Here is a 16,228-nt window from a genome sequence, read left to right on the forward strand (position 1 = left end):
GTGACGTGGATGGATGGGCGGATGCGCCGATACTGTCCGGCGCCGCCCAGCATCGGCAACGAGTTGTCGTTTCTTGTCGCGGGCCTTCCGACCTCACGGCAGGTGCGCCGCCGGTTGGGTCGCGGGCCGCTGCCGTACCCAGGGTGGGCGGACCCGACCCGGGTTCAGGTTGCGGGCGGCCGTCGATTGGCGGACCACGAGGCGTACCGGCAGGACCATCGGTCGGCCGGTGTGCCCAGGGGCCCCCTCGATCATCGTGAGCAGATGCCGGGCCGCGGCCGAGCCCGCCGCGTAGAACGGTGCCGCGACAGTGGTCAGCCCGGGTGTGACGATGTCAGCGGCGAGGATGTTGTCGAAGCCCACGATGCTGACGTCGCCCGGAACGTTGACGCCTTTGCGGCTGAGACCACGGATGAGGCCGATCGCCATCTGGTCGTTGAAGGCGAGGACCGCCGTCGCCGGACGAGCGCACAACTCCTCGGCGGCGCGTTCGCCGCCCTCGATGGTCGGGCTGTACGGGCCGATCTGGCGCACCTTGATCTCCAGCTCCATGCCCGCTTCGAGCAGCGACCGCCAGCGGATGCCGTTCGGCCAGGACGCCTCCGGCCCCGCGACGTACGTGATGTGGTCGTGCCCCAGCTCACCGAGGTGCTCGGCGGCCCGCCGGGCCCCACGCGGGTTGTCCGTCACGACGCAGGGCACGTCCGCGATGGCGCGGTTGAGGACCACCACCGGCCGCTGCTTGGCGAACATCCGGATGGCCGAGTCCGACATCCGGCTGCTGGCCAGCACGATGCCGTCGACGGTCGACATCGTGCGTTCGATCGCCGCCCGTTCCAGCCGGTCGGACTCCTGGGCGTCGATCAGCACGGTGGTGTATTCGTCGCCGATCGCGGCCTCCTGCGCGCCGCGGACGATCTCGGCGTACACCGGGTTGGTGATGTCGGCGATGACCAGCGCGATCATGTGCGTGCGTGCCGTGGTCAGGGCGCGTGCGAGTGGGTTGGTCCGGTAGCCCAGCCGCTCGGCGACCTGCCGGATCCGCTCGGCGGTCTCGGAATTGACGCGGCTCGGTCGGGAGAAGGCACGGGACACCGTGGAGGGTGAGACGGCGGCGGCAAGCGCGACGTCGTAGATCGTGACCCTCTTGTCGGGCGGCCTGCTGTGGTCGGGCATCTTCATGCTCCTCCCGGCTACGCGCCGTGATCATGGTAAGACGCCGGTGAGTACTCGGCAATGCCCGCGCAACATTCCGCCGGCTTGGACACATTCGCGCAAGGCAATACATGGCAACCCGTTGCCGTCGGTCCGCGTCGGCTGTCTCAATGCATGACGGATGGCGCGGGTAGGGCAGCCTCGCCGGGGCGACCTCACCTGAGCGCAGCGTGGACCTACCTGGCCGGCCCGGGTAGTCGATGAAGGGAACGACTCATGGGTATGACGCGGCGCGGCGCTCTCATGGTCACGGCATCGTCGCTCTTTGTGGGCGCCGTCGGGTGTGGGGCGCCGGACAGTCCCGGCAAGTCCTCGGGCGACACCACGGGCGAGGTGCCGGAGCGGCCCGGTCGAGCCGTGACGCTCAACGTTCTCGACGTCGCCGGCAACCTGCAGCTGACGCAGGGGATGATCGACGAGTTCGTCTCCAAGAACTCCGGGGTGATCTCCCGGGTGACCTATTCGAAGGCACCGGCACCCGAGCTGGCCGGCAAGATCAAGGCTCAGCAGGGCGCAGACCGGGTGGACATCGGTCTCGTGCTGACCGGCGTCGACGGTCTGGCCGCGGGGATCGAGCAGGGCCTCTGGATCGACGTGTTGCCAAAGTTCCAGGACCGCCTCAGCGGCATGGGAAACTACCTGCAACCGGCCGCCGCGATGCAGCAACTCGCCGGCAACGCCGGCGTCACGGTCACCTACTACCCGTCCGGTCCGCTGCTCGAATACCTGCCGTCCCGGCTGCCGACGCCGCCGACCAGCGCGGACGCCCTGCTCGCCTGGGCCAAGAGCAACCCCAAGAAATTTCAGTACGCACGACCCGCCAACTCCGGCCCCGGTCGGACGTTCCTGATGGGCCTGCCCTACATCCTGGACGACACGAACCCCAAGGATCCGACGGCGGGGTGGGACAAGACGTGGGCCTTCCTCAAGGAGTTGGGCCAGTACGTCGACTACTACCCGTCCGGCACCACCGAGACGATGAAGAACCTCGCCAACGGCACCGCTCACCTGATCGTCAGCACGACCGGCTGGGACATCAATCCCCGGGTGCTGGGCACCGTGCCCAAGGACGCCAGGATCGCCACGATCGACGGTTTCCACTGGGTCACCGACGCGCACTACGCCGTGCTGCCCAAGGGCATCTCGACCGACACGCAGGCCGCGGTGCTCGCCCTGCTCGCGTTCATGCTCACCCCCGAGCAGCAGGCGAAGGCGTACGACGAGGGCTACTTCTACCCGGGGCCGGCGGTGAAGGACGTCGGGCTCTCGTCAGCGCCGCAGAAGAGCCAGGACGCGATCCGGGAGTTCGGCCGCTCCGAGTACGACGCGCTGATCGCCGGAAACCCGACCGAGGTTCCGCTCGACGCGAAGAGCCTCGTGGCGGCGTTCAACCGTTGGGACCGCGAGATCGGCGGCGGGAAGGTCAAGCAGGGATGAGCGCCTTCACCCAGCTGCGGTTGGACGGTGTGTCCCGTCGGTTCGGCGGCCAGGACGCGCTCACCGAGCTGGACCTGACGATCGAAACGGGCGAGTTCATCGCCCTGCTCGGCCCGTCCGGCTGCGGCAAGTCGACCGCATTGAACTGCCTGGCGGGGCTCCTGCCGCTGACCCAGGGGAGCATCTGGCAGGACGAGCGCCGGATCGACACGCTGCCACCGGAGCGCCGCGGCTTCGGCATGGTGTTCCAGAGCTACGCCCTCTTTCCCCACCTGACGGTCCGGGCGAACATCGCCTTCGGGCTGCGCATGCGGCGGCTGCCGAAGGAGGAGACGCGCCGGCGTACGGAGGAGGCGGTGCGGCTGGTGCGCCTTGAGGACCACGTCGACAAGCTGCCCGGCCAGCTCTCGGGTGGTCAGCAGCAACGCGTCGCCATCGCCCGCGCCGTGGTGTTCGAGCCGTCGCTCGTGCTGATGGACGAACCGTTGAGCAACCTCGACGCCAAACTGCGTCTGGAGATGCGTACCGAGATCCGCCGGCTGCACCAGTCGCTGGGGCTCACCACCGTCTACGTCACCCACGACCAGGAGGAGGCGCTCTCCCTGGCCGATCGGCTGGTGGTGCTGCGGGAAGGGCGGGTGCAGCAGATCGGGTCGCCGCGCGAGTTGCACACCCGGCCGGCAAACTGGCACGTCGCCGACTTCATGGGCTACCGCAACCTGTGGCGGGGACGGGTGCAGCAGGTGGACGGCACCCGGGTCACGCTCGAGTCGTCCGGCCACCGGCTGCTCGGCGAGGCCATCGGTGACCTCCCCACCCAGTCGGATGTGATGGTCGCGGTACGCCCCGAGGACGTCCGCGTCGACGGCCCCGGCGAGACCCCCAACGCCATGTCGGCGACCATCGAGGTGGTGGAGTATCAGGGCCGGGAGTTGGCGGCTGAGGCTCGCACCGACACCGGCCAGGCGCTGCACCTGCGTACCGAGCAGCGGGTCGCACCGGGCGACCAGGTCAAGCTCTCCATCGATCCGCAGCGGCTTCTCGTCTATCCCGTCGACGCGACGCGGGAGACCGACCCGCGGCCCGACCGCCTCGCGGACACCTCGGGGGCAACGCGGTGAGCGGCGCCGGACCAGGCAGACCGTTGGCGCACTGGCAGCACCGTCTCGCCGAGCGGGGCGTCGACCGTCAGCTCTGGCTGCTGGTGCCGGCGCTGGTCTTCGTCATCGCCCTGTTCCTCTACCCGTTCTTCTACGGTCTGACGCTCTCGTTCCAGCCGACCGACGGCGGCCCGTTCAGCGACTACGCCCGGTTCTTCTCCGACTCCTACGAGCGGGGCACGATCTGGATCACGCTGCGGATCGCGCTGCCCGCCGCGCTGCTGAACGTCCTCGCCGCCGTGCCGATCGCCTACCGGATGCGCGGCCGGTTCCGGGGCAAGCGGCTGGTCACCACACTGCTGGTCGTGCCGATCACGCTCGGCACGGTCCTCACCGCCCAGGGGTTGCTGAACTTCCTCGGCCCGACCGGTTGGTTCAACCGGATCCTGCTCGCGGCGAACCTCGTCGACGAGCCGGTGCGGCTGACCCACAACTACTGGGGCGTGTTCTTCTCACTGGTGATCACCGGTTTTCCGTTCGCGTTCCTGCTGGTGCTCTCCTACCTCTCCGGGATCGACCCCACCCTGGAACGGGCGGCCGCGACGCTGGGAGCGGACTGGCGTCGCCGGTTCACCCGGATCACCCTCCCGCTGCTGATGCCGGGTTTGGCCACGACCTTCTGCCTGACGTTCGTGCTGGCGTTCAGCGTGTTCCCGTCGGCCGTCCTGGTCGGCAACCCGGCGGGTGAGACGCGGGTCATCTCCCTCGCCGCATACCAGGCGGCCTACGAGCAGTACGACTACCCGTACGCGTCGGCGATCGCGATGATCATGGGCTTCGTCGAGCTGGTCATCATCGCGCTGGTCCTGGCCGCTCGCAGCCGTTTCTACACAGGCTCCACCGGAGGCAAGGGCTGATGGCAACGATCACGCGGACGCGACCATCGCCGCCCCCCGCCACCACCGACCGACGGCGGCGCATCACCGCTCGCCCGGCCGCCTGGATCGTGTGGGGCGTCGTCATCTTCTTCTTCCTCAACCTGCTGGGCGTCGTGGCGTCCGTGCTGGTCAGCTCGTTCGGCCAGCGCTGGTTCGACACCTGGTTGCCCGACGGCTACACCACCAGCTGGTACGGCCGGGCCTGGGACGAGTTCGCCCTCCTGCAGGTCATCGTCGTGACACTGGAAGTCTCCGTACTCGTCGTGGGCCTCTCGCTGCTGATCGGCGTGCCGGCGGCCTACGTCCTCGCACGACGGTCGTTCCCCGGCAAGCGGCTGATCTTCCTCGTGTTCCTGCTGCCCATCCTCATGCCACCGATCACGTACGGCATCCCGTTGGCGACGGTGCTCTACAAGTTCGGCCTGGCCGGGAACATGTCCGGGGTCGTGCTCGCCAATCTCGTACCCTCGGTGCCCTTCGTCATCCTGACCATGACGCCCTTCATCGAGCAGATCGACCCGCGGATCGAGAGCGCCGCGCGCATGTGCGGTGCGGGCCTGCGGACGGTGTTCCTGCGGGTCCTCACGCCGTTGCTCGTGCCGGGCATCCTCGCGTCCGCGATCCTCGTTCTCGTCCGGACCGTCGGCATGTTCGAGCTCACCTTCCTGACCGCGGGACCGGACTCACAGACCCTCGTCGTGGCGCTCTACTACTCGATGTCCGCGTCCGGGATCAGGGCGCAGCAGTCGGTCGACGCGATGGCGGTCATCTACACCTCGATGATGCTCGTCCTGCTCGTCGTCGCACTGCGCTACGTCAACCCGACCCAGCTCGTCGCCCAGGTCAAGGAGGACCCCGAGCACTGAGGCCCGGGCAACACATGGTCGGTCCGGTCAACCGCCCACGGTGTCCCACGGCGCCGCGGTGACCCGCCAGTCAACACCCGGGCCGGCCGCCACCTCGTCGAGGATCTCGCCCACACGGCCCAGGACCGTGACGAGCGCGGGCAGCTTCGCACGCAGACCGCGGTAGGCAGTGGCGAGGCTCGGGTCGACCGTGATCGGCTCGGTGTGGGCACCGTCGGGATCGAGCAGGGCGACAGCGTCCTTGAGGTCGGGTGCGAGGCCGATCGCGAAGAGCCCGAGCGCGGCGGCGCCGAGGGTGGGGTCATCGTCCTCGCCGGCAAGCTGGGCTGGACAATCCAGGACCGCGGCCATCACCTCGCGCCACAACGGCGCACGGAAGGCGCCGCCGGTCAGCCGCACGCTGCTGATCGGCGTCAGCTCGGCCAGGCGGTCACGGACACCGCCGAGTTGCAGGCACACGCCCTCGACGGCGGCCCGCACCAGGTGGCCGCGGGTGTGCTCGCTGCGCAACCCCAGATACGCGCCGGGTGGGCCGGACTGGCCGGCCGGTGCCCGGTCGGCCAGCAGATAGGGCAGCATCACGAGGCCGTCGCTGCCCGGGGGAATCCGCTCGGCGAGGCGTAGGAGCGCGGGCCCGGGACGGCCGTCCCCGGACGCCGTGGCCAGGTCGGGAGCGAGGGTGTGTCCCGCCCACCGCACGACGTTGCCGCCGTTGCCGACCGATCCGCCGACAATCCAGGCGTCCTCGGTCAACGCGGCGCAGAAGAGGGACTCCGCAGGGTCCGCGAGGGGAGCGGCGACGACGGTACGCAAGGCCCCGGTAGCTCCGAGCGTCAGGCTGCCGACGGTGCTGTCGATCGCGGCGGCGCCCAGGTTGCCCAACGGGCTGTCTCCCGCGCCGACGACGACGGGTGTACCGGACGGCAGGCCGACGGCCCGTCCGGCCGCCGCCGACAACCGCAGCAACGCCGTGGTGGGCAGGACCGGCGGCAGTTGGCCCTCCGCCACCCCGACGAGGTTGAGCACCGCCGGGCTCCAGACCCGACGGTGAACGTCGAACAACCCCGTGCCGGACGCCGAGGACAGCTCGGTCACCAGCCTTCCGGTGAGCCGATGGAGCACGTAGTCCTTGAGGCCGACCCACCACCGCGTCGTCGTGCAGAGATGCGGCTCGTGGCGGGCGAACCACATGAGCTTGCAGAGAGGGCTCATCGGGTGCACGGGCGTCCCCGTCAACCGGTGCAGCTCCCGGCTCTGGCCGGACATCCACAGGTCGCGGGCCGCCTCCGACGACCGTGAGTCCAACCAGGTCAGCAGCGGCGTCCTCGGCGTCATGGCCGCGTCCAACCCGATCAGGCCGTACATGGCGGAACTCAGCGCGAGCGCGACCACCTCCGGCCCGGCGGTGTCGGCGACACAGGCGGCGATCGCCTCCAGAGTGGCCGCCACGAGCACATCCGGATCCTGTACCTGCCAGCCGGGCACCGGCTGAAGCAGCGGGTACGTCCGCGTCGCGACGTGCCGCACGGTGCCGTCCAGCGCGAAAGCGGCCGCCCGGACAGCCGTGGTGCCCACGTCGACCCCGAGAATGACACCACGCCCTGGCCCCATGCGCACATGTTCAGGCGACGTTCCCCGCACCGGCAAGCGGTTGCGCGCAGTTGTCGTCGCGGTCGCCCGGCACCGTCAGACCAGGAAATTCTCCCGCATCCTCGCACCCAGATTGATCCCACCCACGACCCGAGGGCCAGCCGGGTCGTACACGTCGAAGGTGTTGTTGCGGCGCATCAACTCACGGACCGGAGGTGGCAGCCGCGGAGGGTCATCGACGGCCGCGAGGACCTGCCCGGCGCTCGTGATCAGGTGACTGGCCAGAGTGGCGGCGTCGGTGTCCACCCGCACCCGGCCGTACTCCCAGCCGGCGGTGGTGAGGTCGAGCACCTCGAACACCCGGGTCAGGAGCGGGTTCGGGTCGGTCACCCGGTCGAGCCGGTGCGCTCGGCTGCCGACCACCGCGACGGCGGCGGCCACCTGCGCATACGGGTGGAAGCCGGACGGCAACGCGAACAGCGGCCACCGCAGGGCAGGACCGGCCTCCCTCCACAGCGGCCGGTAGTTGCGGCGGTGCACCAGCAGCCGCCGGCCCGTCCGTCGGAGAATCTCCTGGGCCTGGGCCTGCAGGTCCAGGTGGGCCTCATCGGCGACCTGACCCACGACTCGTGCCGCCACCACCAGGCCGTCGTCACTGTTCAGCGTCGCGGTCAGCGTCTCGACCTGCTCGGTGAACCGGGTCTGCGCATGGGCGCCGTATCGGTGCTGAACGTCCCGCAGCAGCGCCTGCTGTCGTTCCGGATCGAGCTGGACCCGCCTACCGCCCAGCAACCGCCGGAGCCAGCGCATGTCGCCTCGTTTCAGCAGAGCCGTCGCGGACGGCGGCAATGTTAGTGCGTCAGACCTCCGTCGTGTGCCGACGGGGTGGTCCAACGACCAACGAATCGCGCTGGCGGTCAGCGGCGGCGCGCAGTGACAAGTCCCGACTCGTACGCCCACACGACCAACTGGGCTCGGTCGCGGCAGTGCAGCTTCATCATCGCGCGATTCACGTGCGTTTTGGCGGTCAACGGACTGATCACCATGCGCACGGCGATCTCGTCGTTACTCAGCCCTTTGCCGACCAGCTCGACGATCTCCTGCTCGCGGCTGGTCAGCACGTCGCGGCCGGCCGCCGGCTCGGCCGGTGGTGGGCCGGACACGAACTCGCTGATGAGCGTACGCGTGACGGCCGGCGCGAGCAGTGCGTCGCCGCGGGCCACAACGGCGATGGCCTGCAGCAGGTCGGCGGGGTCGGCGTCCTTGAGGAGGAAACCGCTGGCGCCCGCGCGGAGGGCGGCGAAGACGTAGGAGTCGAGCCCGTAGTTGGTGAGGATGAGGACGTGGGTCGCGGTGAGGTCGGGATCAGCGGCGATCCGCCTCGTGGCTTCGATGCCGTCGAGCCCCGGCATCTGCACGTCCATGAGCACGACGTCCGGGCGCAGACGGCGCGACAGTTGGACCGCTGAGGTGCCGTCGGTGGCCTCGCCGACGACCTCCAGGTCGTCCTCGGCGTCGAGCAGGGCCCGGAATCCGGCTCGCATCAGAGCCTGGTCGTCGGCGAGCAACACCCGGATCATGAAGGGCCGTCCAGCGGGAAGGTCGCGCGCACCGTGAACCCGTGGTCGTCGTCGTGCGCGGCGGCCCGCAGGGTGCCGCCCAGCCCGGTAACCCGCTCCCGCATACCGCGCAGGCCCACACCCGGTGTCATCGGCCGGGCCGGTGACGCCTGGCCGTCGTCGGTGACCGAGACGGTGAGCTGGGCCGGGGCGTACTCGACGTGGATGTGCGCGGTCGCGAGGCCCGCGTGGCGGGCCACATTGGTCAGCGCCTCCTGGACAACGCGATACCCGGCCTCGTCGACCTCGGCGCGCAACTGGCGGGGCGGGCCGCTGACGGTCATGTGTACCGGTACGCCGGCCGCCCGGGTCCTTTCGGCGAGTTCGTCCACCCGGGCCAGCCCGACGCGGTCCTCGTCGGCGGGTGAGCGCAGGACGTCGAGCGTCGTGCGCAGCTCCCGCATCGCGGCAGCGCTGGCCTCCTGGATCGCCAGCAGCGTGGCCGACGGCTCCTCGCCGTGTTTGCGGGCCAGGTGCACGGCGATCCCGGCCTGCACCTTGATCACGGAGATGCTGTGGGTCAGAGAGTCGTGCAGGTCGCGGGCGATGCGCAGGCGCTCCTCCCCGGCGCGACGCAACGCCATCTCCTCGCGGGTGCGTTCGGCCTCGATCGCCCGCTGCTCGACCTGTTCCAGGTATGCCCGGCGCTGCCGCGCGACCAGCCCGGCGACGTTGGCCGCCACGAACCAGCCCAGCAACAGGGCCGTCCGCTCGACGATCACCTGGCCCGGCCGGCCGGCCGGCGCCACCGAGATGTCGCGGGCCAGGAACCCACCGAGGAAGGCGAGGCTGGCCACGGCGGTGGCCGACCGGTGCCCCCGCCAGGCGGCGACGTAGACCACGCCGAGAACGGGGAACGCGGCGGCCACCCCGGGGTGTACCCGAACGTGGAGGGCCAGCATGGTGACTGTCACCACGCTCAGCGCCACCACCGGATACCGCCGGCACACCGCCACGGCCACCGTCATGGCGAGAACCAGGACGACGTCGACCGCCCCGACCGCTGCGGCGTCCGGCGCGATGGCGGCGTTGCCGAGCAGGAGGGCGCCGAGGGCGAGGCCGCTGAGGGCGTACGGCAGGTCGCGACGCATGGTCGAACTGTAGAACGGGCCGTCCTCAGGCAGCATCCACCGGCCGCGGTAGGAGGCGTACCGCGGACGCGGTATCGGCCGTCGGTCAAGTGTCTGCGGCGGCACGACGTTTTCCCGGTTCGTCGAGGCAAGCATCGAACCCATGACATACCGCTTCTTCACTCCCGTGAGAGCGTCGACCGCGACCGGTCTGACCGCGCAGGTCTACCGCCAACTGTCGGACGAATTCCTCGGACCGCTGCCGACCTTCCAGGCGCTCTCGGCCGTACCGGAGGTGCTGGCCGCGACCTGGGCGCTGTTGCGCGAGGCACTGCTCGCCGGCGACGCCTCCCGGGTCGACCGCGAACTCGTCGCATCGGCGGTGTCCCGGGCGAACCGCTGCCAGTTCTGCGTCGACGCCCACGTGCTGCTGCTCCACGCGTTGGGCGAACCGAAGCTGGCCGAGGTCGTCGCCCGGGGCGAGACACCACCCGAACCGAGGCACGCCGAGCTCGTCCGCTGGGCGCAGGCTAGCCGCAGCCCCGAAGCCGCCGACTGGTCCAGCCCGTACCGCCCCGAAATCACCGGCACACTGCTCGCCTTCCACTTCATCAACCGGATCGTGTCGGCGCTGCTCGATTCCGATCTGCTCCCCGGCGGTCTGCAACGGTCTCCGCTGGTGCGGTCGGTCGGAGGCCGCCTCTACGCCAGGACGGCCCGGGAGCCGAAGGAACCAGGCCGAAGCCTCCCGCTGCTCCCGGTCGGCGCGACCGCGTCACCGGGCTGGGCGGGGGACAGCCCGGTCGGTGTCGCGTACGCGGCGTTGAAGGAAGCCGCCACACAGGGCGGGGAACTCCTGGGCGACGTGGCACGCCAGACCGTCACCGCCACCGTGCGCTGGGAGGACGGGCGACTCCCGGCCAGGCCCGCGGACTGGGCCATCGACCTGGTCCGGGACGTGCCCGGCCGGGATCGCGTCGGAACGCGGATCGCGCTGTTGGCGGCGTTCGCACCGAGTGCGGTCAGCGTCGGTGACGTCGCTCTCTGGCGGTTCTCCCATCCGGCCGACGCCGACCTCGTACGGCTGGTCGCCTTCGGGGCGATCACGGCCACCGACCACGTCGCCCGAGCCCTGGCTTCGGCGCACCTCTAGGAGGTCACCATGCGCAAGCTCTTCGTCATCGTCAGCATTCTGTTGCTCGTCGCGTTCGCCGTGCAGTTCGTCCTCGCCGCCGTGGGCGCGTTCACGAAGCCCGCGGACGACGACTCGTTTGCCCTGCACAGTGTCAACGGGGTGGTGATCATCCCGGTCCTCACCGTTCTCACGATTCTGTTCGCCGCGCTGGCGAGGGCACCGGGTCGGCTCATCGGGCTGACGATCCTGCCGCTCGGCCTCGTCGTGGTGCAGGCGGTCACCGCCATGCTCGCCAACGGGTCCACCGACGCCGCGGGCGTCAGCAGTCCGGTCGGCCTGACCATCGCCGGGCTGCACGCGGTCAACGGAATCATCGCGGTGCACGTCGTCGTCGGCATCCTCCGGGGGGCGCGAGAGCTGGCCAACCCGGCGCCGGCCGACGCCATCGGTGGTGTGACCGTCCGCGAAGGGGAGCCGGTATGACGACGGGCTCGCTGCTAGCGGTCGACCTCGTGATCGCGGTGCTCGCGGCCGGCGGCTGGCTGGGCGGCGGTGCCGCGTCGGCCGCCCGGCGTCGCCCGCTCGCACTGGGGTTGGCAGGCTTCGCGCTGCTCGCCACGCTGGCCCGCGCGATCACGATCACCGCGCTCGCTCGCGCCGGCTGGTGGTTCGCGGCGGAGAAGGTCCTCATCGCCGCCCCACTGTCACTCGCGGCGGCGGCCATCGCCGGGCCGCGGTTGCTGCGGGCCGCGGGCGACATCCGGTCCGTCGCGGTCCCGCTTCTGTTCGCCGGGTACGCCACGAGCGGCGCCCTGCTCGTGACGGTCCTGCACGGCTACCCGGCGTCGGCGGGAGTGGGGCTGCTCACGGTCGCCGGGGTCGTCGCGGCGACGGCGGTCTCGTGGCGTGCCCTCGGCGCGCGCCCGTCCCGGACGGTGTCCCGGGCGACCCTCGCGGTGGCGGTCGCGGCGCTGGTCACCGGAACCGGGCTGACCGCCGCCCCGGACGGCGCGCTCGACGTACCCCATGACCATGGGTACCGGGATGCGCGGACCGTCGACGAACCCACCAGGCGGTTCACCCTGACGGCCGGGACCGCCACGGTGCGGGTGAGTGGCCGCGACGTCGCGGCGTGGGCGTTCAACGCGCAGGTACCCGGACCGGAGTTGACCGCCGTGGTCGGTGACGTCGTGGAGGTGACGCTGCGCAACCGGGACATCGAGCGAGGCGTCACGCTGCACTGGCACGGGTACGACGTGCCGAACAGCCAGGACGGAGTGCCCGGCGTGACGCAGGCGGCGGTGCTGCCCGGACAGGAATTCGTCTACCGGTTCCGCGCCGATCAGACCGGTACGTACTGGTACCACACGCACTCGGTCTCCGACGTCGGCGTGCGGATGGGCCTCTACGGTGTGCTGGTGGTCCGCCCGGGACCGATGACCGGCCTCGACGTCACGGTGCCGGTGCACACGCTGGCGGGCCGGCCGCTGCCCGCGCCGAGAACGGAGCCCGTCGAGGCGGGCACCCCCGTGCGGCTACGGCTGATCAACACCGACAGTACGACGCACCGCTACGCCCTGGCCGGGACCGCGTTCCGGGTCGCCGCGATCGACGGCTTCGACCTGCGAGGCCCGACGTCGCTCGTGGACACCGCCGTGCTGATCCCGGCCGGTGGTCGCTACGACCTGGTGTTCAACGCGCCCGCCACGCCGGTGGCCTTGTTCGTCGACGGACGGGCGCTCTACTCGACCGGACCGGTGTCGACCGCGACGGGCGCCTGGCCGGTGCTGGATCCGCTCAGCTACGGCGTCGCCTCGCCGGCGCCGTGGCCCCGGATCGACAGGGAGTTCACCCTCGTTCTCGATCGCGGCCTCGACCTGCACGAACTGCTGCCGCGCTACGCCCACACCGTCAACGGCGCAGCCGACCCGGACATCCCGCCGCAGGTCGTCCGCCTCGGCGACGTCGTCAGGTTCACGATCGTCAACCGATCTCAGATCGTGCACCCGTGGCATCTGCACGGCCATCACGTCCTGGTGCTGTCGCGCGACGGGGAGCCGGCGGCCGGCAGTCCGTTGTGGCTGGACTCGTTCGACGTCCGACCGGGCGAGGTGTGGGAGGTGGCGTTCCGGGCCGACAACCCGGGAGTGTGGGCCAACCATTGCCACAACCTGGCGCACGCCGACGCCGGGATGACAATGCACCTGATGTACTCGTGATCCTCCGATCCGGGCGAACGGAAACAGGATCCGCATCGATCGAGGTTGATGGTCTGGGAGCGCTCCCGTATCATACCTGTCGCGGCCTGTTAACGCTCACAAAGCGACCCGCATCAACCACCACCACCAATGTGCGGGCCGCCGTCCCGTCAGGAGGGTGTTGTATGAACAGATCCAGGGCTTCCAATGTTGGTTTGGTGTCGGCGGGCGTCGCTCTACTGGTGTCGTCGACGGTTGTCGCGGCGTTGCCGGCCGGTGCCGCGGCGGAGGGCTGCTCGGTGAACTATGCCGTGCCGTCGCAGTGGCAGGGCGGCTTCGGCGCCGACGTGTCGATCACGAACCTGGGTGATCCGTTGAGCAGCTGGACGTTGACCTGGTCGTACGGCGCTGGGCAGACGGTCACGCAGGCGTGGAACACGACGCTGACGCAGAGCGGTTCGGCGGTGACGGCGAGGAACGTGAGCTACAACGGTTCAGTCCCGACCAGCGGCACGGTGTCGTTCGGGTTCAACGGGTCGTGGACGGGCAGCAACCCCGCGCCGACGAGCTTCGCCCTGAACGGTGTCACCTGCACCGGTGGAACGACGCCGACGACGCCGCCGCCGACGACCGCACCGCCGACGACACCGCCTCCGACAACCCCGCCGCCGACCACCCCTCCGCCGACCACGCCTCCGCCGAACACGTGCAACCTTCCGTCGACGTACCGCTGGTCGTCGACCGGCCAGCTGGCGACGCCGAGGTCGGGGTGGGTGTCGCTGAAGGACTTCACCGTCGCCCCCTACAACGGCCAGCAGTTGGTCTACGCCACCACCCACGACACCGGGACGAGGTGGGGTTCGATGAACTTCAGCCTCTTCACGAACTACTCGCAGATGGCCTCGGCCAGCCAGAACGCGATGAACTCGGCGACCGTCGCCCCGTCGCTGTTCTACTTCGCGCCGAGGAACATCTGGGTGCTGGCGTACCAGTGGGGTGCCACGGCGTTCTCCTACCGGACGTCGACTGATCCGACCAACCCGAATGGCTGGTCAGCGGCGCAGCCGCTGTTCACGGGGAGCATCACCGGCTCCGGCACCGGGCCGATCGACCAGGCGGTCATCGGTGACGGTACGAACATGTACCTGTTCTTCGCCGGAGACAACGGCAAGATCTACCGGGCCAGCATGCCGATCGGCAACTTCCCCGGCAACTTCGGCTCCAACTACACCACCATCATGAGTGACTCGACGAACAACCTCTTCGAGGCTGTTCAGGTCTACAAGCTCCAGGGCCAGACCCGCTACCTCATGATCGTCGAGGCGATCGGCTCGCAGGGCCGCTACTTCCGCTCCTTCACGGCCACCAGCCTCGGCGGCACGTGGACGCCGCAGGCCGCCAGCGAGAGCAACGCGTTCGCCGGCAAGGCCAACAGTGGCGCCACCTGGACCAACGACATCAGCCACGGTGAGCTGCTGCGCACCAACGCCGACCAGACCATGACCGTCGACCCCTGCAACCTGCAACTGCTCTACCAGGGTCGTTCCCCCAGCTCCGGCGGCGACTACGGCCTCCTGCCGTACCGGCCGGGTCTGCTGACCCTGCAACGCTGAACGCACGGGCGGGCTCGGCATCGTGCCGAGCCCGCCCGAACCCTTGAGTGAGCCCGTGCACCAACCTCCATGGAGCGACATCGGGGCGGCGGGACTGCCCTCAGGCGAGAGAAGATACGCCGAGCCGAGCATGGAGGTCGTCACTGATGGACAGCACCAGCAGGTACGCGGCGGCCCGCCTTCCCGTCGACGTGGTGGCCCACGGTGTCTGGGTCCCGACCGGTGCCGGCCCGGATGGCGGTCGCATCGTGTTCGTCACCGAGCGGTCCCGCCGTCGGGTCGCCGTGCTGATTCTCCCCGTCGTGCTGCTGGGTCTGGTGCTCGTCATCGCCTACGCCCCGGGCGCCTGGCTGGTGACGCTGCTCGTGGCGGCGCTCGCGGTCGCCGGCGCCGTGGCGGATTACCACCGGGGCGGGCGGGCGGGTTTCTACCGTCTGGAGGACGACGGGCGGCTCGGTGAGTTCCTCGGTCGGCAGAATCCCGGTCTGTCCCAGCACCAGCGTGTCCGGGCTTCCTCCGCCGGGAGCTGATTGATCGGTGGGTGGCCTGCCCCGCCTGGCCATGCCTTTCTCTGTGAGCCATATACCTCTGAGGTATAGATATGACTCAGGGGTATATCGCTCGACGGTAAGTGCCCGGTCGGACGGGACACGCCCAGGCTGGCCAACGCCCAGGACGGCAAAGAACCGGCACACTCGACACCAGCGAAACCACCTGACCCGAAGGGATCCCCGCGATGGCAAAGGTCATCTCCACGCTGTTCATCTCCGCCGACGGCGTGGCCGAGATCGACCCGGACTGGCACTTCCCGTACTTCGACGAGAACATGGGTCGCGCCGTCACCGAGGACTACGACGCCGCTGACGTGCTGCTGATCGGCCGTGAGACCTACGACAGCTTCGCCGGCGCCTGGCCGGACCGGGAGGCCGCCGGCGGGGAGGACGCAGGGTTCGCCAAGCAACTCGGGGACGTGCGCAAGGTTGTCGTCTCGCGGCAGTCGCTGGAGTTGCCCTGGCGCAACTCGGAGCTGATCGCGGGCGATCTTCTCGGTGCGGTCACCGCACTCAAGGCCGACGCCGGTGTCAGAGGCATCCTCATCCCCGGGTCGATCTCGGTGGTGCAGCAACTGCTCGCCGCGGGGCTGGTCGACGAGTTGCGCCTGCTGGTGCACCCGGTGGCGGCGCGCAAGGGCCGCAGGCTGTTCGACGAGGGCGACACGGCCTACCACCTGCGCGTGTTGGCGACGGAGGCGTACCCGACGGGCGTGCTTCGGGTGATCTACGCGCCGGGTGAGGCACCCGGAAAGGCCGGTTACGACGACGTCAAGGACCAGGTGCCCGCCGGTAGCTAGTGAGCACCACCGGTCCATCCCACACCTCGGAACAGCATTTAGTGAGGCTCATCGATATTGACGTCTGGCGGCGGCAGCGACAGGATCTCGGCACCA

Annotated in this window: 15 protein-coding genes; 10 read left to right on the forward strand and 5 right to left on the reverse strand. The window is 70.0% G+C overall.

Annotated elements, in window-relative coordinates:
• Positions 1 to 93: 93 nt before the first annotated feature.
• A complete protein-coding gene (locus JOD64_RS28575; protein WP_204945089.1) occupies positions 94 to 1,176 on the reverse strand; it encodes a LacI family DNA-binding transcriptional regulator in 1,083 nt (360 codons plus the stop codon).
• 255 nt (positions 1,177 to 1,431) lie between these two features.
• Here JOD64_RS28575 and JOD64_RS28580 point away from each other — a divergent pair, with 255 nt between their 5' ends.
• Genes JOD64_RS28580 through JOD64_RS28595 form a run of 4 tightly spaced genes read left to right on the forward strand, consistent with a single transcriptional unit; the run spans position 1,432 to position 5,556 of the window.
• Positions 1,432 to 2,652: an extracellular solute-binding protein gene (locus JOD64_RS28580; protein WP_204945090.1), complete on the forward strand. Its 1,221-nt coding sequence runs from the start codon at positions 1,432 to 1,434 to the stop codon at positions 2,650 to 2,652.
• Complete coding sequence (locus JOD64_RS28585) at positions 2,649 to 3,773, forward strand: ABC transporter ATP-binding protein (protein WP_204945091.1); 1,125 nt, start codon at positions 2,649 to 2,651, stop codon at positions 3,771 to 3,773. Before JOD64_RS28580 ends, JOD64_RS28585 begins: the two co-directional genes overlap by 4 nt.
• Before the next feature lie 23 nt (positions 3,774 to 3,796).
• Positions 3,797 to 4,669 carry an ABC transporter permease gene (locus JOD64_RS28590; RefSeq protein WP_239559703.1) on the forward strand — a complete coding sequence of 291 codons (873 nt, stop codon included), beginning with the start codon at positions 3,797 to 3,799 and terminating at the stop codon, positions 4,667 to 4,669.
• The gene (locus JOD64_RS28595) at positions 4,669 to 5,556 is read left to right on the forward strand and encodes an ABC transporter permease (RefSeq protein ID WP_204945093.1); all 888 of its coding nucleotides are present in this window, start codon (positions 4,669 to 4,671) and stop codon (positions 5,554 to 5,556) included. Before JOD64_RS28590 ends, JOD64_RS28595 begins: the two co-directional genes overlap by 1 nt.
• A 27-nt stretch (positions 5,557 to 5,583) precedes the next feature.
• On the opposite strand, the gene JOD64_RS28600 is transcribed toward JOD64_RS28595, so the two are convergent.
• From JOD64_RS28600 to JOD64_RS28615, 4 genes are all read right to left on the reverse strand, one after another.
• A complete protein-coding gene (locus JOD64_RS28600; protein WP_204945094.1) occupies positions 5,584 to 7,167 on the reverse strand; it encodes a gluconokinase in 1,584 nt (527 codons plus the stop codon).
• A gap of 75 nt (positions 7,168 to 7,242) precedes the next feature.
• Complete coding sequence (locus tag JOD64_RS28605; RefSeq protein WP_204945095.1) at positions 7,243 to 7,956, reverse strand: hypothetical protein; 714 nt, start codon at positions 7,954 to 7,956, stop codon at positions 7,243 to 7,245.
• Between the two features lie 107 nt (positions 7,957 to 8,063).
• Positions 8,064 to 8,726: a response regulator gene (locus JOD64_RS28610; RefSeq protein ID WP_204945096.1), complete on the reverse strand. Its 663-nt coding sequence runs from the start codon at positions 8,724 to 8,726 to the stop codon at positions 8,064 to 8,066.
• Positions 8,723 to 9,856 carry a sensor histidine kinase gene (locus JOD64_RS28615; protein WP_239559704.1) on the reverse strand — a complete coding sequence of 378 codons (1,134 nt, stop codon included), beginning with the start codon at positions 9,854 to 9,856 and terminating at the stop codon, positions 8,723 to 8,725. The genes JOD64_RS28610 and JOD64_RS28615 overlap by 4 nt, the downstream gene beginning before the upstream one ends.
• A gap of 142 nt (positions 9,857 to 9,998) precedes the next feature.
• Here JOD64_RS28615 and JOD64_RS28620 point away from each other — a divergent pair, with 142 nt between their 5' ends.
• The 6 genes from JOD64_RS28620 to JOD64_RS28645 all read left to right on the forward strand — a co-directional run bounded on the left by JOD64_RS28620 (position 9,999) and on the right by JOD64_RS28645 (position 16,132).
• A complete protein-coding gene (locus JOD64_RS28620) occupies positions 9,999 to 10,988 on the forward strand; it encodes a carboxymuconolactone decarboxylase family protein (protein ID WP_204945097.1) in 990 nt (329 codons plus the stop codon).
• Positions 10,989 to 10,997: 9 nt separating this feature from the next.
• Positions 10,998 to 11,453 (forward strand): DUF6220 domain-containing protein, encoded by a 456-nt coding sequence (locus JOD64_RS28625; protein ID WP_204945098.1) that lies wholly within the window; start codon positions 10,998 to 11,000, stop codon positions 11,451 to 11,453.
• Entirely contained in the window at positions 11,450 to 13,189 is a 1,740-nt protein-coding gene (locus tag JOD64_RS28630) for a multicopper oxidase family protein (protein ID WP_204945099.1), read from the forward strand. Before JOD64_RS28625 ends, JOD64_RS28630 begins: the two co-directional genes overlap by 4 nt.
• A gap of 164 nt (positions 13,190 to 13,353) precedes the next feature.
• Positions 13,354 to 14,781, forward strand: a complete 1,428-nt coding sequence (locus tag JOD64_RS28635; RefSeq protein WP_204945100.1) for a glycoside hydrolase family 62 protein — start codon at positions 13,354 to 13,356, stop codon at positions 14,779 to 14,781.
• A gap of 146 nt (positions 14,782 to 14,927) precedes the next feature.
• Positions 14,928 to 15,311 carry a hypothetical protein gene (locus JOD64_RS28640; RefSeq protein ID WP_204945101.1) on the forward strand — a complete coding sequence of 128 codons (384 nt, stop codon included), beginning with the start codon at positions 14,928 to 14,930 and terminating at the stop codon, positions 15,309 to 15,311.
• Between the two features lie 206 nt (positions 15,312 to 15,517).
• Positions 15,518 to 16,132: a dihydrofolate reductase family protein gene (locus tag JOD64_RS28645; protein ID WP_204945102.1), complete on the forward strand. Its 615-nt coding sequence runs from the start codon at positions 15,518 to 15,520 to the stop codon at positions 16,130 to 16,132.
• The last annotated feature ends 96 nt before the right edge of the window (positions 16,133 to 16,228 follow it).

This window comes from Micromonospora luteifusca (assembly GCF_016907275.1).
GTDB lineage: Bacteria > Actinomycetota > Actinomycetes > Mycobacteriales > Micromonosporaceae > Micromonospora > Micromonospora luteifusca.